Origin of the sequence: Pseudokineococcus basanitobsidens (assembly GCF_037482545.1) — a bacterium.
GTDB lineage: Bacteria > Actinomycetota > Actinomycetes > Actinomycetales > Quadrisphaeraceae > Pseudokineococcus > Pseudokineococcus basanitobsidens.
This window is the reverse complement of record NZ_JBBIAA010000001.1, coordinates 498,304-514,782: the sequence shown is the minus strand read 5'-3', so window position 1 is coordinate 514,782 and position 16,479 is coordinate 498,304. Positions and strand designations below refer to the sequence as shown.

Genomic DNA, 16,479 nt, shown 5'->3' with positions numbered 1-16,479 from the left:
CGAGGCTAACGAGCAGCCGACTCGTCATCCCGCTTGACGACCCCCTACCGACAACGCCGCAGGTCACAAGGTCAGCGAGACACGGCCTCGCTTCCGTCGTCCCAATAGCCCTGTCCGGATGGAAATCTCACTCAGCGGGCGACATACGGAGCATCCAGACGCCGCGTGCGCGAGCGGTCGTCGTCCGGCGTCCACCGGTCTCGACCGCCGCACATCGGCCGAGGTCGCGCCGGAGCCGAGGTCAGCGGTCCGTGAGGTCGCGGACCTGGGCGTAGCGCTCGCGGACGGCGCGCCCGGGGGCGGCGTCGGCGGGCGCGTCGTAGGTGGTGCTCTCGCCGTCGCGGGCGCCCTCCCCCCACGTCGGTGGCTCGTCGGCGCCGGAGAGCGCCCAGGCGGCCTGGCGGGCGGCGCCGTCGGCGACGTACTCCCCCGGCGGCGGGACGACCACGGGGTGCCCCAGCACGACGGGAGCGATCCGGCGCACCGCCTCCGAGCGGGCGCCGCCGCCGACGAGGACGACGCGGTCGACACGCGTGCCTTGGTCCGCGAGCGCGTCCATGCCGTCCGCCATCCCGCACAGCAGCCCCTCGACGGCGGCGCGCGCGAGGTGCCCCGGCGTCGACGTCGACAGCGTGAGCCCGTGCACCGCGCCGGTGGCGCCCGGTCGGTCCGGGGTCCTCTCTCCCTCGAGGTAGGGGACGAGCACCATGCCGCCGGCGCCCGAGGGCGCCTCGAGCGCGAGGTCGGACAGCCGGCCGACGTCGACGCCGAGCATGTCCGCCGTCGCGGTCAGCACGCGCGCCGCGTTGAGGGTGCACACGAGCGGCAGCTGGCGACCGGTCGCGTCGGCGAAGCCGGCGACGATGCCGCTGGGGTCGACCGGCGCGGTGTCCGACGGTCCGGAGACGACGCCCGACGTGCCGAGCGAGATGACGACGTCGCCCGGGACCGCCTCGACACCCATCGCCGCGGCGGCGTTGTCCCCCGTCCCGGCACCGAGCAGCGCGCCCGGGGCCGGCCCGTCCTGCGCCCCGCGGCCCGCGCTCTCCGCGGGGCCGAGGACGCGGGGCAGGTGAGGCAGGTCCTCGTCCTCGCCCCGGCGCAGCGCCATCCGCAGCGTGCGCTCGACGTACTCGCCGGTCGAGGCGTTCCAGTAGCCGGTGCCGCTGGCGTCGCCGCGGTCGGTCGTCAGCGCGTCGAGGCCGGCGGCGGGGCCGCCCGCGAGCATCCAGGTGAGCCAGTCGTGCGGCAGCACGACGGCCGCGGTGCGGGCCGCGTTCTCGGGCTCGTGGTCGGCGAGCCAGCGCAGCTTGGTGACGGTGAAGCTGGCGACCGGCACGACGCCGACCTGCTCGGCCCACGCGCGGCGCCCGGCCTCCTCGTCCCCGTCGCCGAGCTCGGCGATGAGGTCGGCGGCCGCCTGCGCGGAGCGGGTGTCGTTCCACAGCAGCGCCGGCCGGACGACCTGGCCGTCCGCGTCGAGGCAGACCATCCCGTGCTGCTGGGCGCCCACGGCGACGGCGTCGACGTCCGCGAGCCCTCCGGCCCCGACGACGGCCTCCTGCAGCGCCGACCACCACGCCGCCGGGTCGACCTCCGTGCCGTCGGGGTGCGACGCGCGCCCCTCGCGCACGAGCTTCCCCGTCTCGGCGTCGCGCACCACGACCTTGCAGGACTGGGTGGACGAGTCGATCCCTGCGACGAGCATGCTCACGAGCCTCCACGGGCGGCGCCCGCGCGGCGCCTGGGGTCCGGGCTCGACGGCCCGGGGCGCCGGCGTCGGCACCGCGACCAGCGTGCCATGCCCGCGCCGGCGCCCGCTCCCGCNCGAGCCTCCACGGGCGGCGCCCGCGCGGCGCCTGGGGTCCGGGCTCGACGGCCCGGGGCGCCGGCGTCGGCACCGCGACCAGCGTGCCATGCCCGCGCCGGCGCCCGCTCCCGCCGGCCCGACGCCGAGGTCCGACCGGGGTACCGCGGCAGGCCGGCCGCCGCGGCGCGGGAGGGCGTGGCGTCGGGCACGGAGCGGCCCTCGCTCAGCCGGCGTGGCTCAGAGCAGCTCCACCCGGTCGGCCTGCAGCCCGCGGTCGCTGCGCCGCACGCCGAAGCGCACGCGGTCACCCTCCTCGAGCCCGTCCGCGCCCCGCACCACCGAGACGTGGACGAACAGGTCCTCACCCCCCGCGTCCGGCCGGATGAAGCCGAAGCCGCGGTCGGCGTCGAAGCGGGCGACGACGCCCTCGCCGCCGCGCGCCGTCGTCCCGCCCCGCGAGGACGACCCGCCCCGCGAGGACGCCTCACCCTGCCCAGGAGCAGCACCACGGCGGGGGACGGCGCCCCGCGGGCCCCGGTCGCGCCCCGCCGGAGCACCGCTCGCCCCGCCCACCCGGCGGACGTCGCGGGCCTGCGGGCCGCGGTCGCCCTGGGCGACGTCGTAGGTCACACGGTCACCCTCGGCGAGCGACGTCAGGCCACCGGCGAGCGAGCGGACGTGCACGAAGAGGTCGTCACCGCCGTCGTCGGGCGCGACGAAGCCGAAGCCCTTCCCCTCGTCGAACCACGACACCGTCCCGTCCGCCCCGTCCGCTCGTGGGCCCTCCAGGGCGGCCGTCGGCGCCGCGGAGGCGGCGAGCGCGAGGACGTGCTCCGCCTGCGGGCCCTTCTCCCCCTCGCCGACGAGGTAGGCGACCCGCTGCCCCTCGAGGAGGACACCCCCGGTCACCACCGCGGAGCCGTGCACGAACAGCTCGGCCCCGCCGTCGTCGGGGGTCAGGAAGCCGTAGCCCTTGGTCGGCTCGAACCAGGTGACGCTCCCGAGCGCGCCGAGGGCGGCGTCGACCGCGACGTCCCCGGTCACGCGGACCCGCACGGCCTGGGGCCCCCGGGGGCCCTCCCCGACCTCGAAGTCGACGGCCTGGCCCTCGCGCAGGGTCCGCTGCCCGTCACCGCCGAGCACCTCGGAGGCGTGCACGAAGACGTCGTCGGAGCCGTCCTCGGGCGCGAGGAAGCCGAAGCCGCGCTCGGGGTCGAACCAGCGGACGGTGGCGGAAGGCACGAGCAGCTCCTCGGTCGGGTGAGGGTCGGACCCCCAGTGTCGCGGACGGCCCGGCGGCGTCTCACCGCACGAGCAGGGGCGGAGGGCGTGGGATTCGAACCCACGGGACGGTCGCCCGCCCAGCAGTTTTCAAGACTGCCGCCTTCGGCCGCTCGGCCAGCCCTCCTCGCCCCACGGGGCGCGGCGCCAGTGTGCCCGAGATCGATGGGCCCGAGGTCGGTGCGCCCGGGACGTGCGCGCCCGGGACGACGACGGCCGCCGCCCCGGTGCGGGACGGCGGCCGTGGGGCCGGGTCGGGATCAGGCCGCGGCGGCGACCACGCGCGCGGGCACGCGGTCGTCGATGACCTTCGGCTGGACGACGACCATGAGCACGGTCACGGCGAGGGCCGCGGCGCCGACCATCACGGCGACCATGCCGACGGCGCCGCCGCCGACGAGGCCGACCACCGGGGCCGCGAGGGCGCCGACCCCGAACTGCGTGCAGCCGAGCACGGCGGCCGCGGTGCCCGCCGCGCGGCCGTGCCGGGTCAGCGCGAGCGCCGGGCCGTTGGGCAGGACGAAGCCGATCGATCCGAGCGTCAGCCACAGCGGCACAAGCAGGCCGAAGAGCCCGCCGGTGCCCGTGGCGACGAGCACGAGCAGCACCGTCGTGAACGCCAGCGCGGCGAGCAGACCGCCCTGCATGACGCGGACGGGGTGGAGGTACTGGTGCAGCACGGGGTTCACCTGCGTGGCCGCGATGAGCAGGACGGCGCCGCCGCTGAAGGCCAGCGCGTACTGCTGCTGGGAGAGGCCGTAGACGTCCTGCAGCACGAAGGACGAGCCGGAGATGTACGCGAACATGATCGAGAAGCCGAGGCCCGCGACGAGCACGAGACCGACGAAGCGGCGGTCCCGCAGCAGCTGGCCGTACGTCCGGACGACCTGCCCGGCCCCGCCGACGCGACGGCGCTCGGGCGGCAGCGTCTCCGGCAGCAGCTTGTAGGCGACGACGACGAGCACGAGCGCGAACGCCATGAGGGCCACGAACACCCCGCGCCAGCTCGTGTGGATGAGCAAGAGCCCCCCGAGCGTCGGCGCGACGATCGGCGCCGCCCCCATGACGAGCGTCAGGCGGGAGAGCGTGCGCGCCGCGGCGATGCCGCTGAAGAGGTCGCGGACGACGGCGAGGGCCACGACGGCGCTCGCGGCGCTGGCGACGCCCTGGAGGACGCGGGCGCCCATGAGCAGCTCGATGCTCGGCGCGAGGGCGCACAGCACGGAGGCGAGCGCGTGGGTGGCGACGCCGGCGAGCAGGACCTTGCGGCGGCCGAAGCGGTCCGACAGCGGCCCGAGCACGAGCTGGCCGAGCGCGAGCCCGGCGAGCAGGCCCGTGAGGGTCAGCTGGGCCTGGGACTGCGTCGCCCCCAGCTGCTCGCCGATGGTCGGCAGCGCCGGCAGGTACATGTCGATCGTCAGCGGGCCGAGCGCCACGAGGACGCCGAGCGTGACGACGAGGCGGACGCGCTGCGCCGTGGTCCAGGAGGCGCCGACGTCGGCGACGGGCTCCGGGCCGCCGTCGTGCGGCTCGGGCGACCGCTCGGCCGGGGCCGGGTACGTGCTCTTCACCCCGTCGACGTCGGGGCCCGCGGGGCCGGTGCGTGCGTGCGGCACCGCGGCGGGCGGGGCGGGCGGGGCGGGGGTGCGGGGCGTGGCGGTCACGGGGTCTGCTTCCTCGTGCGGTGGGCGCGGGGCCGACGGTCGGGCGGGCGGTCGGCGGCTGCGCTGCGCACCTGGTGGACGGCAAGCGCGTGCCTCGCGCATCTGTTCCCGCAGGCACCCGTCCGGGACCGATGGTGCCACCCGCGACGACGTCCGTCGTGCCCTTCCCGGCGGCTCGGGCGGGCCGGGCCGGTCGCGCGCGCTCAGACCTGCGCGCGGTGGAAGCCCTGCGAGGAGCGGCTGGCCGTCGGACCGCGCTGGCCCTGGTAGCGGGAGCCGTGGCGGTCGCTGCCGTAGGGGTGCTCGGCCGCCGACGACAGCCGGAAGAAGCAGAGCTGCCCGATCTTCATGCCGGGCCACAGCGTGATGGGCAGCGTCGCGACGTTGGAGAGCTCGAGCGTCACGTGGCCGGAGAAGCCCGGGTCGATGAAGCCCGCCGTCGAGTGCGTCAGGAGCCCCAGGCGGCCGAGCGAGGACTTGCCCTCCAGCCGCGCCGCGACGTCGTCGGGCAGCGTGACGACCTCGAAGGTGGAGGCGAGGACGAACTCGCCGGGGTGCAGGACGAAGGGCTCGTCGGGGCCGACCTCGACCAGCCGGGTCAGCTCGGGCTGCTCGGCCGCCGGGTCGATGACCGGGTACTTGTGGTTGTCGAAGAGCCGGAAGAAGCGGTCGAGCCGGACGTCGACGCTGGAGGGCTGCACCATCTCCTCGTCCAGCGGGTCCAGGACCACGCGTCCGGCGGCGAGCTCGGCGCGGATGTCCCGGTCGGAGAGGAGCACGGCGGTCACGGTAGCGGCCGGCCGGGTCCCGCCCGGCGGCGAGCCGGGCCCGTGGTCGCCGGGGCCCGCCCGCGTCCCGGGTATGCTCACCACCGCTCGCCCCGGCAGGGACGACGTGCGGGTGTAGTTCAGTGGCAGAACTTCAGCTTCCCAAGCTGATAGCGCGGGTTCGATTCCCGTCACCCGCTCCGACGCACGAAGGGCCCCGACCTCGGTCGGGGCCCTTCGTGCGTCACGGCGACCTCAGGCCGCGAGGGCCTGCCCCAGCCGGCGCTCGCGGTAGCCCGCGGCGGCGTCGCGGAAGGCCTTGAGCGCGTAGCCGGGGACCTCGAGGCCCTTCTCGTGCGCCCAGAGCAGCTGGGTCTCCAGCCGGGAGACGTCGCGGGCGCTGCGCTCGATGTCGGCGTCCAGGCCGAGCTCGACGATGACGCCCCCGAAGCCGGCCCGCTGCTCCGCCGTCTTCGCACCGACGAGGCTGTAGGCCTTCGAGCGCAGCACGCGCGCGAGGTGCATCTGCCAGGGCGCGAGGACGCCGGACTGGACCATCTCCTGGGCGGAGAGCCGGTAGAAGGCGAAGTGCCCGGGCTCCTGCACCTTGATGGCGTCGACGACCGTCCGTCGGACGGCGTCCTCGCCCATCGCGCCGAGGCCTTCGCTCATGGCCGTGTACGCCATCATCGCGGCCTTCTCGGTGGCGGCGCCGGTGAGGTAGTACAGGAGCCGGATGACCTCGTGCACGGGGCTCAGGTGCGCCAGCGCCCCGAGGACGCGGACGCGCGCGGGCACGTCGCCGGTGTTCGCGACGACCGGCGGCATCCCGAGGTGCTGGCCGAGCGTGTCGAGCAGGACGCCGTGCTGCTCCTCCTGGGGGCCCCAGACCTCTGCGTAGAAGCGGCGGTCGGTCTCGCCGACGTCGGGCAGCATCACGGCGAGCTCGAGGACGTTGCGCTCGACCTCCATCTCGACCCGCGCCATGTAGTCCAGCGCCCCGCCGAAGCGGGCGCGCACCGCGGCGGGGTCCCGCACGGCGTAGTCGGCGGAGGAGGGGTCGATGGGAGGGTGCTTGTCGGCGAGGCGCTCGACGTGCTCGGCGATGCGGGCGGCATCCACGCGGGGGGCGGACATGGCGGTGGAGCTCCCTGGGTGACGGAGGAGACGTGCACCCCTCCTTCGGCACACCGGGCCCCGAGGTTCACCGCGGGCCCGCACCTCCCAGGTGGCTCGCAGGAGACCTCGGCCCCCGAGATCCCCCCGGTGGCCCTGCGAGCGCACGGCCGCGCTGTCGGTGGCGTCTCCTAGCCTGCGCAGCACGGCCTCCGGACGGTGGCCGAGGAGCTGGGACGGACGCGAGGAGGCGGAGCACCCGTGGCGCTCGTCGTGCACCGCAGCGAGGACGCCGGCGCCCTCGTCGCCGGGCTCGCCGACGTCCTCGCCGTCCCACCGGACGACCCCTTCGCCCGCGACGTCGTCGCCGTCCCGGCGCAGGGCGTCGAGCGGTGGATCACCCAGCGCCTGTCCCACCGCCTCGGGGCGCGGCCCGACGGACCGCCGGACGGCGTCTGCGCCCGCGTCGACTTCCCGCGTCCCGGCAGGGTGCTCGACGACGCCGTCGCCGGGCTGTCGGACGAGCACCGCCTCGCCGTCGAGCGGTGGGCGCCGCAGCGGTCGCGGTGGACGCTGCTCGACGTGCTCGCGGAGGGCGGCGACACCGGCCCGCTCGCGGGCGCGGTGGCCGACGAGGACGGGCGCCGCCTGGCCGCCGTCCACCGCACCGCCGGCCTCTTCGCCGCCTACGGCCGGGCGCGCCCGGCGATGCTGCGGGCCTGGGCGGCGAACGAGCAGGGCGCCGAGGTCGACACCGACGGCGCCGGCGCGCAGGTGCCGGACGACCTGCGGTGGCAGCCCAGGCTGTGGCGCCGGCTGCACGAACGCCTCGGGGAGTCGCCCGCCGAGCAGCTGGAGGGCGCCTGCCGGCTGCTCGTCGAGACGCCCGACGCCGTCGACCTGCCCGCGCGGCTGTCCGTCTACGGCGCGACCCGCCTGTCCCCGGCACGGCTCGCCGTGCTCGCCGCGCTGGCCGCCGGCCGTGAGGTGCACCTGTGGCTGCACCACGCCAGCCCGGCGATGTGGGCGGCCGTCGCGGCGTCCCCGCCGACCGTGCTGCGCCGTGACGACCGGGTGCGCCGTGCCCTCGCCGACCCGCTGCTCGGGTCGCTGGGGCGCGACCTGCTCGAGCTGCAGCAGGTGCTGCGCCGCACCGTCGCGGACGCCGGGGGCGTCTGGCCCGCGGGCGGGACGGGGGTGGCGACGCCCGCCACCGGCCTCGTCGTCCGCGACGAGCACCTGCCGCCTCCGGCGCGGCCAGGTCCACCGACGCTGCTGCGGCGTCTCCAGCGCGGTCTGGCCGCCGACGAGGTGCCGGCCGACCCGCCACCCCTGGCGACGGACGACCGCAGCGTGCAGGTGCACGCGTGCTTCGGCCGCACGCGGCAGGTCGAGGTGCTGCGCGAGGTCGTCGTCGGGCTGCTGGCGGACGACCCGACGCTGGAGCCCCGCGACGTCGTCGTGATGTGCCCCGACGTCGAGGCCTACGCGCCGCTCGTCGTGGCCGCCTTCGGCGCCGGCGCCGAGGAGGACGCCGAGGGCTCCGCACCGGCCCTCGCGCACCCGGCGGCGCGGGTCCGCGTACGGGTGGCCGACCGCGCCCCCCGGCGGACCAACCCCCTGCTGCAGCTGCTCGCGCTCCTCCTCCCGCTCGGTGCCTCGCGGGTCGAGGCGTCCGCCGTGCTCGACCTCGCGGCGCACCCGGCGGTGCGGCGTCGCTTCGGGCTCGCGGAGGAGGACCTGGAGCGCCTGCGCGACTGGGCCGTCGGCGCGGGTGTCCGCTGGGGCCTCGACGCCGACCACCGCGCGGGCTGGGGCCTGCGCGGGCTGCGGCAGGGCACGTGGCGCGCCGGGCTGGACCGGCTGCTGCTCGGGGCCGCGGTCGAGGCGCGGGCGGCCGGGGACGGCCCCTCCGACGGGGAGGGCGACGGAGACGCGGACGGGGACGTCGAGGAGCTGCTGGGCGGCGTCGTGCCGCTCGACGACGTCGACAGCGCGGACGTCGACCTCGCCGGGCGGCTCGCCGAGATGGTCGACCGCCTCGACGCGGCCGTGCGGCTCCTCGGGGGCCGGCACGACGTCGCCACGTGGGCCGCGGGCCTGGAGGACGCCGTCCTGGGCCTCGCCGCGCCGGACGCCGACGGGCCGTGGCAGCCCGCGCAGCTGCACCGCGAGCTGGCCGACGTGGCCGAGGCGGCGGCCGGGAGCACCGCGCTGCTCGGGCTCGCCGACGTCCGCGTCCTGCTCGACGACCTCCTCGCAGGGCGTCCGACCCGTGCGGGCTTCCGCACCGGCGCCCTCACCGTGTGCACGCTCGTGCCCATGCGCTCGGTGCCGAGCCGCGTCGTCGTCCTCCTCGGCCTCGACGACGGCGTCTTCCCGCGCCGCAGCGCGCGCGACGGCGACGACCTGCTCGCCCGCGACCCCTGGACGGGCGAGCACGACCCCCGCAGCGAGGACCGTCAGCTGCTGCTCGACGCCGTCGCCGCCGCGCAGGAACGGCTGCTGCTCGTGCTGACGGGGGCCGACGAGCGGTCCGGCCGGCCCGTGCCGCCGGCCGTCCCGGTGGACGAGCTCCTCGACGCCCTCGACCGCACCGCGACGACGCCGGGCGGCCGGGTCCGCGACGCCGTCACCACGCGGCACCCGCTGCAGCCCTTCGACCCGCGCGCGTTCGAGGTCCCCGTCGCCCCGGGAAGCCCGGGGGCACCGGCGCGGCGCCCGTTCAGCTTCGACGCCGCCGCGCTCGGGGCGGCGCGTGCCGCCGCCGGCGAGCGGCACCCGCCGGCGCCGGTGCTCGCCGGCCCGCTGCCCCCGACGGCCGACCCCCCGTCCGAGCTGGCGCTCGTGGACCTCCGTGCGCTGCTGGTCCACCCGGCGAGGGGCTTCCTGCGGCAGCGGCTCGGCGTCGCGCTGACGCGCCCGCAGGACGAGCCCGACGACGCGCTTCCCGTCGCCCTCGACCAGCTCGACCGCTGGGGCGTCCGGCAGCGGCTGCTCGAGCGCCGCGTCGCCGGTGACGACGTCGGGCACCTGCGCCGCGTCGAGCTGCAGCGCGGCGAGCTGCCGCCCGGCCCGCTCGGCGAGCGGGTGCTCGCGGAGGCCGGGCGTGAGGCCGAGGAGGTCGTCCGCGCCTCGGCGCCCGAGCGCGCCGAGCCCGCGGGGCCGGTCGACGTCGAGGCCGACGTCGCCGGCGTGCGGCTCGTCGGCACGGTGACGGGCGTGCGCGGCCGGGTGACGCTGCGCGTCACCGCCTCCCGGCTGGGGGCTCGGCACCGGCTCGAGGCGTGGCTGGACCTGCTCGCCCTGTCGGCCGGGGCTCCCCGGGCGGGCTGGCGCGCCGTCGCCGTCGGCCGGGGCGGGGCCCGCGTGGTCCTCGGCCCGCTCGACGAGGAGGAGGCCCGCACGGCGCTGGCGGAGCTCGTCGGGCTGCACCGCGCGGGTCTCCTCGCCCCCCTGCCGCTGCCGTTGAGGACGGGGTTCGCGTACGCCGAGCGGCGCCGCGCCGGGCGCAGCGTCGACGTCGCCCGTCGCGCGGCCGCGCAGGAGTGGGAGGGCGGCACGTACCCCGGCGAGAACGCCGAGGCGGAGCACGTGCTCCTCCACGGCGCCGGGTCGAGGGCCGCGGTGCTGTGGGGCACGCCCTCCGGCCCGGACGACCGGGAGCCGGGCGCTCCCGGGGTGGACGGTCGGGCGCCGGACGAGAGCGGGCCGGGCTGGTCGCCGGACGAGCGTGACCGCTTCGGCGCCCTCGCGCGGCGCCTGTGGGACCGCGTGCTCGACGCCGAGGCCGGGGGTGGTGCCGGGTGAGCGCGGCGGACGGCCGTCCCCCGACGGCCGGGAGCGAGGGAGCGGGGTCGGCCCCGGGCGCGCCGACGGGGCCCGGCGGCACCTCGTCCGCGGCGGACGCCCCGGCACCCTTCGCCGTCGGCGACCCGCTGCCCACGGGCACGACGCTGCTCGAGGCGAGCGCCGGCACCGGCAAGACGTGGACGATCGCCGCGCTCGTGGCGCGCTACGTGGCCGACGCCGGGCTGCCCGTCGAGGACCTGCTCGTCATGAGCTTCAGCCGGGAGTCCACCCGCGAGCTGCGGGAGCGGGTGCGTGACCGCCTCGTGGAGGCGAGGGACGCGCTCGCCCCGGACGCGCCGCCGCCCGGTGACGACGCCCTCCTCGGCCTGCTGCGGAGCGGGTCCGTCGACGACGTCGCGCTCCGGCACCGCCGGCTGTCCGACGCCCTGGCCTCGTTCGACGCCGCGACCGTCACCACGACGCACGGCTTCTGCCAGCGCGTCCTGCTCACCCTGGGCGCCGTGGCCGACCACGACCCGCGCACCGAGCTCGTCGAGGACCTCTCGGACGTCGTCGACGAGGTCGCCGACGACCTCTACCTGCGCAAGTGGGGCGTGCCCGGCGCCGGGGAGCCCGCGCTCGACGCCGAGGCCTTCCGCGCTCTCGCCCGTGCGGCGGCGGCCGACCCGGCGTCCGCGCTGCTGCCCGACCCCGCCGCCGACGACGTGCCCGAGCTGCCCGCCCTGCGGGCACGCGTCGCCGGGGCCGTCCGGGACGAGGTCGACCGGCGGCTGCGCCGCTCCGGTCGCCTCGGCTACGACCACCTGCTGCTGCGGCTCGCGCGGACCCTCGAGGACCCGGGGACGGGGCCGGTCGCCCGCCGCCGGATGCGCCGGCGGTACCGCGTCGTCCTCGTCGACGAGTTCCAGGACACCGACCCCGTCCAGTGGCGCGTGCTGCGCGCGGCGTTCCACGACGCCCCGGGAGCCGCACGCGGCGAGCACCTCCCGCCCGCCCCGGCCCCGGCCTCGGGGACGGACGACGCGTCGCCGGTCGGGCGCCGCGGCGACGTGCCCCGGGCGCTCGTGCTCGTCGGCGACCCGAAGCAGGCGGTCTACGGCTTCCGCGGCGCGGACGTCCACGCCTACCTCGACGCGGCGTCCCGGGCGCAGGGGGTGCGCACGCTCGCCGAGAACCACCGCAGCGACGCCGCGCTGCTGCGCGGCCTCGACGCCGTCCTCGGCGGGGCGGCCCTCGGGGACCCGCGCATCCGGGTCCGCCCGCTGACGGCCCGCCACGGGGAGCGCCGCCTGGTCGGTCCCCCGCCCGTGCGCCTCCGCGTCGTGCCGCGCGCGGGCCTGCCCCTCGCGCAGGACGGCACCGCCCGCGTCGCCGGCGCCCGGCAGCGCGTCGTGGCGGACGTCACCGCGCGGGTCGTCGAGCTCCTCGAGGGGTCGGCACGCACGTCGACGCCACCCCCCGGGAGCTCGCACGAGCGTCCCGAGGTGCTCCCCGGCGTCCCGGCCGACGGGGCCGTGGCCACCACGGGGGACGCCGCCGGGGGCCGGCCGCTGGAGCCCGGCGAGGTGGCCGTCCTGGTGCGGACCAACGCGCAGGCGCAGCTGGTCCGCGGCGCGCTCGAGGAGGCCGGGGTCCCCGTCGTCGTCGCCGGGCGCACGAGCGTCTTCAGCACGCCTGCCGCCGCCGACTGGCAGGTCCTCCTCGAGGCGCTCGAGCAGCCGCACCGCAGCACCCGGGTGCGACGGCTCGCCCTGGGACCCTTCGGCGGGCACGACGCCGCCTCGCTCGACGCGGGCGGCGACGCCGTCGTCGACGCGCTCGCCCTGCAGGTGCGGGCGTGGGCGCGGCTGCTCGACGCCCGCGGCGTCGGAGCCCTCCTGGAGGCCGTCTCCCGTCCCCGGCGCGGCGCGCCGTCGCTGGCCGCCCGCCTGCTCGCCGAGGTCGGCGGGGAGCGCCGGGTCACGGACCTGCGGCACGTCGGCCAGGTGCTCCACGAGGAGTCCTCGCGCGGCGGCCTCGGGCTCGGCGCCCTCCTGGCGTGGCTGCGCGAGCGCCAGGAGGACGCCACCCGCGACGGCGGCCTCGAGCGCAGCCGCCGGCTGGAGTCGGACGCCGCCGCGGTGCAGGTCCTCACCGTGCACGCCAGCAAGGGCCTGGAGTTCCCCGCCGTGCTCGTGCCCTTCGCCTGGGACCTGTGGCGCGGGCGGGAGCCCTCGACCGCCGTCGTCCACGACGAGCAGGGACGGCGGTGCCGCGACGTCGGCGGACGCGGCTCCCCCGGCTGGGCGGCGCACGTCCGCGAGCACCAGGAGGCCGAGACCGACGAGGAGCTCCGCCTGGCCTACGTCGCGCTCACCCGCGCCTCCAGCCACCTGCTCCTGTGGTGGGCGGGGACGACGAACACCGAGCGCGCCCCGCTGCACCGGCTGCTGCTCGGCGCCGGGGCGGCGGGCGAGCTCGCGGGCTCGGCCTCGGTCGTCCCGCCCTCCACCGTCCCGCCCTCCACCGTCGCGGTCCCGTCCGACGTGGACGCCTTCGGCGCCCTGCAGCGGCGGGCCGCGACGAGCGAGGGGGCGCTGGTCGTCGAGGCGGTGCCCCTGGAGGTTCCGCGGGCGCGCTGGTCCCCGCCGCCGCGGGCGCGGCGGCCGCTGTCGGTCGCGGCGCTGGGCCGTCCGCTCGACGACACCTGGCGCCGCACCTCCTACAGCGCGTTGACCGCGGCCGCGCACGAGGCCGTGCACGGCGCCGGGTCGGCCGCGCCCGGCGCCGTGGTGAGCGAGCCCGAGGCGGTGGTCGAGGACGACGAGCTCGGCGGGAGCGCCCCGGTCGGGACGGCCGGGGGCGCCGCGGGTCCCACCGAGCCCGACGACCCCGACGCGCCGCTCCTCGACGTGGCGACCCGCTGGGACGGGCTCGGCGCCGGCACACGGTTCGGGCTCCTCGTGCACGGCGTGCTGGAAGAGCTGGACCCGGCGGTCCTGCACGACGACGGGCCGTCGGCGGCCCTGCGGGCGTGCGTCGCCGAGCAGGCGCGCGCCCAGGGCGCGGCGGTCGACGTCGACGGGCTCGCCGCGGCCCTCGACCTCGCGCTCGCCACCCCGCTCGGGCCCCTCGCCGACGAGCAGCCCCTGGCCGCCGTCCCCGCCGCGGACCGGCTGCCCGAGCTCTCCTTCGAGCTCCCGCTCGCCGGTGGCGACGAACCGACGGCCGCCCGCCCCGTGCTGTCGGGGCTGGTCCCCCTGTGGCGGGAGCACTGCCCGGACGGCCCGCTCGCCGGGTACGCCGACGCGCTCGCCGCGCTGGCGCCCGCCGAGCTGCGCGGCTACCTGTCCGGCAGCATCGACGCCGTGCTGCGCGTGGGGGGCGGCGGCGGGCACCGCTACCTCGTCGTCGACTACAAGACGAACCGGCTCGGCGTCCCCGACGCGCCGCTGACCGCCTGGGACTACCGCCCGCAGGCCCTCGAGGACGCCATGGTCGCCGCGCACTACCCCCTGCAGGCCCTGCTGTACCAGGTGGCGCTGCACCGCTTCCTGCGCTGGCGGCTGCCCGGGTACGACCCGGCACGGCACCTCGGGGGCTCCCTCTACCTCTTCGTCCGCGGCATGGTCGGGGCCGACGTCCGCTGCGCCGACGGCTCGCCGCCCGGGGTCGCGGCCTGGCGGACGCCGACGGGTCTCGTGCTCGCCACCTCTGACCTGCTCGCGGGCCGATCCTCGTGAGCGAGCACGCCGCCGACCTCGCGCTGCGGGCGACCGGTCTGCTCCGGGACGCCAACCGCGCCGGGCTGCTCGCCGCGGCCGACGTCCACGTCGCCTCCCGCCTCGGCGCCCTCGCCGGCGAGGAGGACGAGGCGGTGCTGCTCGCCGCCGCGCTCGTCGTGCGCTCCACCCGCCAGGGCTCCGTCGTCCTGGATCTCGCCACCGCGCGCGAGACGACGAGCACCGACGCAGAGCCCGGGGACGAGGAGCAGGACCCGGGTGCCGCGGCGGGGCCCGGCGGAGCGGTCGCCCGCCCGGAGGAGCTCGCCTGGCCCGGGGAGGACTGGGCGAGGCGAGTCGCGGCCAGCCCGCTGGCCGGTGGGCCCCTGCGGGTGGACGGGTCCCGGGTCTGGCTCGGCCGCTACTTCGACCAGGAGGCGCTCGTCGCCCGCGAGCTCGCCGCCCGTGCGGCCGACCTCCCCGACGACCTCGACCTCGACGTCCTGCGCGCCGCGCTGGCCCGCCTCTTCGACGACGACGCGGACGACCAGCGGGCGGCGGCCGCCTGCTGCGCGCTGAGCCGCGTGTCCGTGCTCGCGGGCGGGCCCGGCACGGGCAAGACGACCACCGTCTCGCGCGTCGTCGCCCTGCTGAAGGAGCAGCACCCGGCGTGGCGGGTGGCACTCGCCGCCCCCACGGGACGCGCCGCCGCCCGGCTCACCGAGGCCGTGCGCTCCTCCGCCGCAGACCTGCCGGACGCCGACCGCGAGCGCCTCGGGGACCTCCCGGCCACCACGCTGCACCGTCTGCTCGGGTGGCGGCCGGACTCCCGCAGCCGGTTCCGGCACGACCGGGAGAACCGCCTCGCCCTGGAGGTCGTCGTCGTCGACGAGAGCTCGATGGTCTCGCTGACGCTCATGGCCCGGCTGCTCGAGGCGTTGCGGCCGAGCACCCGGCTCGTGCTGGTCGGGGACCCCGACCAGCTCGCCTCGGTCGAGGCCGGCGCCGTCCTCGGCGACGTCGTCGACCGCGAGCACCTCGGCACCCGTTCGCCCCGGCTGGCCGCTGCGCTCGCCGCGGCCCTCCCGCCGGCCGGGCGGGACGGCCCACCGCCCGCTCCGGCCCCGGCGGCCGGCGTCGGTGCGGGCGCACCGGTGACGGTCCGCGACGGGGTCAGCCTGCTCACGACGGCGCGACGGTTCCGCCGCGGCGGCGCGGTCGACCGTCTCGCGTCCGCGGTCCGCGACGGACGCGGCGAGGAGGCGCTCGCCGTCCTGCGCAGCGGCGACGACGGCCTCGCGCTGCTCGAGGTGCAGCAGGACGCCGTGCCGGAGGCCGTCCTCGACGGCGTCCGCGACGACGTCGTCGGGGCGTCCGTCGACCTCGTCGCGGCGGCACGGCGCGGTGACGCCGCCGGGGCCCTCGCCGCGCTGGACCGCCACCGGCTCCTCACGGCCCACCGCACCGGACCCCGCGGCCTGCGCCGCTGGACCGACCTCGCCGAGCGCTGGACGACGACCGCCACCGGCGCCGCGCTCGCGCGCCGCCCGGACGGGCACCACGTCGGCGAGCCGCTGCTCGTCACGACGAACGACCCCGCCACGGGTCTCATGAACGGCGACGTCGCCGTCCTCGTCGACGACGGCGAGCAGGGTCTGGTCGCGGCGGTGGGCACGGGGGCGTCGCCGCGCCTCCTGGCCCTGGCGCGGCTGCCCGCGACCCGCCCCCTGCACGCCATGACGGTGCACCGCAGCCAGGGCAGCCAGTTCGGCGCCGTCACCCTCGTGCTGCCGCCCGTCGGGTCACCCCTGCTGACCCGGGAGACGCTCTACACGGCGGTGACACGAGCCGAAGGACGGGTTCGTGTCGTCGGGGACGCCGAGGCCCTGCTCGCCGCCGTCGCCCGACCGGCGGCCCGGGCCTCCGGCCTGCGGGAGCGGCTGCGAGGGCCGGCGGGGGCGCCGGGTCAGCGCCCGGGCGGGTAGTCCCGCGGGCGGCGCTCGTCGACGTACTCGACGCGGTCGGTGCGCTTGCTGCCCTGCGACATCTGCACGATGCCGATGACCAGGGAGAGGGCGCCGGCCGCGATGCACACGAAGCCCACGATGTTGAGGTTGATGCCGCTGACGACGTCCGCGTCGACCGCGAAGCCGAGGATGCCGCCGACCACGAGCAGGAAGATCCCGGCTCCGATGCCGCCCATGCCGTCTCCGTCCCGTCGCGAGGCGACGTGCTCGGGAGCGCCGCCCGTCCGGCAGCACCGATGGGTCCCGATGCTGTCGCCGACCGCACCGGACCGCCACCCCGACGCGCGGGGGCGGCCTCGC

At 78.1% G+C, this 16,479-nt stretch carries 9 protein-coding genes and 2 tRNA genes; 4 read left to right on the top strand and 7 right to left on the bottom strand.

What is annotated here, in order from left to right; all coding sequences use genetic code 11:
• Nucleotides 1–241: 241 nt before the first annotated feature.
• The 5 genes from xylB to dcd all read right to left on the bottom strand — a co-directional run bounded on the left by xylB (nucleotide 242) and on the right by dcd (nucleotide 5,534).
• Nucleotides 242–1,708 (bottom strand): xylulokinase, encoded by a 1,467-nt coding sequence (xylB, locus tag WDZ17_RS02275; protein ID WP_339573509.1) that lies wholly within the window; start codon nucleotides 1,706–1,708, stop codon nucleotides 242–244.
• Between the two features lie 339 nt (nucleotides 1,709–2,047).
• Nucleotides 2,048–3,052, bottom strand: coding sequence for a cold-shock protein (locus tag WDZ17_RS17420; RefSeq protein ID WP_422631763.1), 1,005 nt, complete (start codon nucleotides 3,050–3,052; stop codon nucleotides 2,048–2,050).
• A 79-nt stretch (nucleotides 3,053–3,131) separates the two neighbouring features.
• Nucleotides 3,132–3,218: transfer RNA gene (locus WDZ17_RS02250), tRNA-Ser, on the bottom strand.
• Between the two features lie 133 nt (nucleotides 3,219–3,351).
• Nucleotides 3,352–4,755, bottom strand: coding sequence for a multidrug effflux MFS transporter (locus WDZ17_RS02245; protein WP_339573508.1), 1,404 nt, complete (start codon nucleotides 4,753–4,755; stop codon nucleotides 3,352–3,354).
• A gap of 203 nt (nucleotides 4,756–4,958) precedes the next feature.
• Nucleotides 4,959–5,534 carry a dCTP deaminase gene (dcd, locus tag WDZ17_RS02240; RefSeq protein ID WP_339573507.1) on the bottom strand — a complete coding sequence of 192 codons (576 nt, stop codon included), beginning with the start codon at nucleotides 5,532–5,534 and terminating at the stop codon, nucleotides 4,959–4,961.
• A 117-nt stretch (nucleotides 5,535–5,651) separates the two neighbouring features.
• Here dcd and WDZ17_RS02235 point away from each other — a divergent pair.
• A tRNA-Gly gene (locus tag WDZ17_RS02235) sits at nucleotides 5,652–5,722 on the top strand.
• 55 nt (nucleotides 5,723–5,777) lie between these two features.
• Here WDZ17_RS02235 and WDZ17_RS02230 read toward each other — a convergent pair.
• Entirely contained in the window at nucleotides 5,778–6,659 is an 882-nt protein-coding gene (locus tag WDZ17_RS02230; protein WP_339573506.1) for a GTP-binding protein LepA, read from the bottom strand.
• A 240-nt stretch (nucleotides 6,660–6,899) separates the two neighbouring features.
• Here WDZ17_RS02230 and recC point away from each other — a divergent pair, with 240 nt between their 5' ends.
• Genes recC through recD form a run of 3 tightly spaced genes read left to right on the top strand, consistent with a single transcriptional unit; the run spans nucleotide 6,900 to nucleotide 16,137 of the window.
• Complete coding sequence (gene recC / locus WDZ17_RS02225) at nucleotides 6,900–10,448, top strand: exodeoxyribonuclease V subunit gamma (RefSeq protein ID WP_339573505.1); 3,549 nt, start codon at nucleotides 6,900–6,902, stop codon at nucleotides 10,446–10,448.
• Nucleotides 10,445–14,173 carry a UvrD-helicase domain-containing protein gene (locus tag WDZ17_RS02220; RefSeq protein ID WP_339573504.1) on the top strand — a complete coding sequence of 1,243 codons (3,729 nt, stop codon included), beginning with the start codon at nucleotides 10,445–10,447 and terminating at the stop codon, nucleotides 14,171–14,173. Before recC ends, WDZ17_RS02220 begins: the two co-directional genes overlap by 4 nt.
• On the top strand, nucleotides 14,170–16,137 hold the full coding sequence (gene recD, locus WDZ17_RS02215; RefSeq protein ID WP_339573503.1) for an exodeoxyribonuclease V subunit alpha: 1,968 nt from the start codon (nucleotides 14,170–14,172) through the stop codon (nucleotides 16,135–16,137). The genes WDZ17_RS02220 and recD overlap by 4 nt, the downstream gene beginning before the upstream one ends.
• Here recD and WDZ17_RS02210 read toward each other — a convergent pair.
• Nucleotides 16,119–16,355 (bottom strand): DUF6458 family protein, encoded by a 237-nt coding sequence (locus WDZ17_RS02210; protein ID WP_339573502.1) that lies wholly within the window; start codon nucleotides 16,353–16,355, stop codon nucleotides 16,119–16,121. The genes recD and WDZ17_RS02210 overlap by 19 nt on opposite strands.
• Nucleotides 16,356–16,479: the final 124 nt, after the last annotated feature.

Excerpts from the sequence above, each read along its gene's own strand:
- xylB (WP_339573509.1), bottom strand. The coding sequence starts at position 1,708 with ATGCTCGTCGCAGGGATCGACTCGTCCACCCAGTCCTGCAAGGTCGTG.
- WDZ17_RS02230 (WP_339573506.1), bottom strand. The coding sequence starts at position 6,659 with ATGTCCGCCCCCCGCGTGGATGCCGCCCGCATCGCCGAGCACGTCGAG.
- WDZ17_RS02210 (WP_339573502.1), bottom strand. The coding sequence starts at position 16,355 with ATGGGCGGCATCGGAGCCGGGATCTTCCTGCTCGTGGTCGGCGGCATC.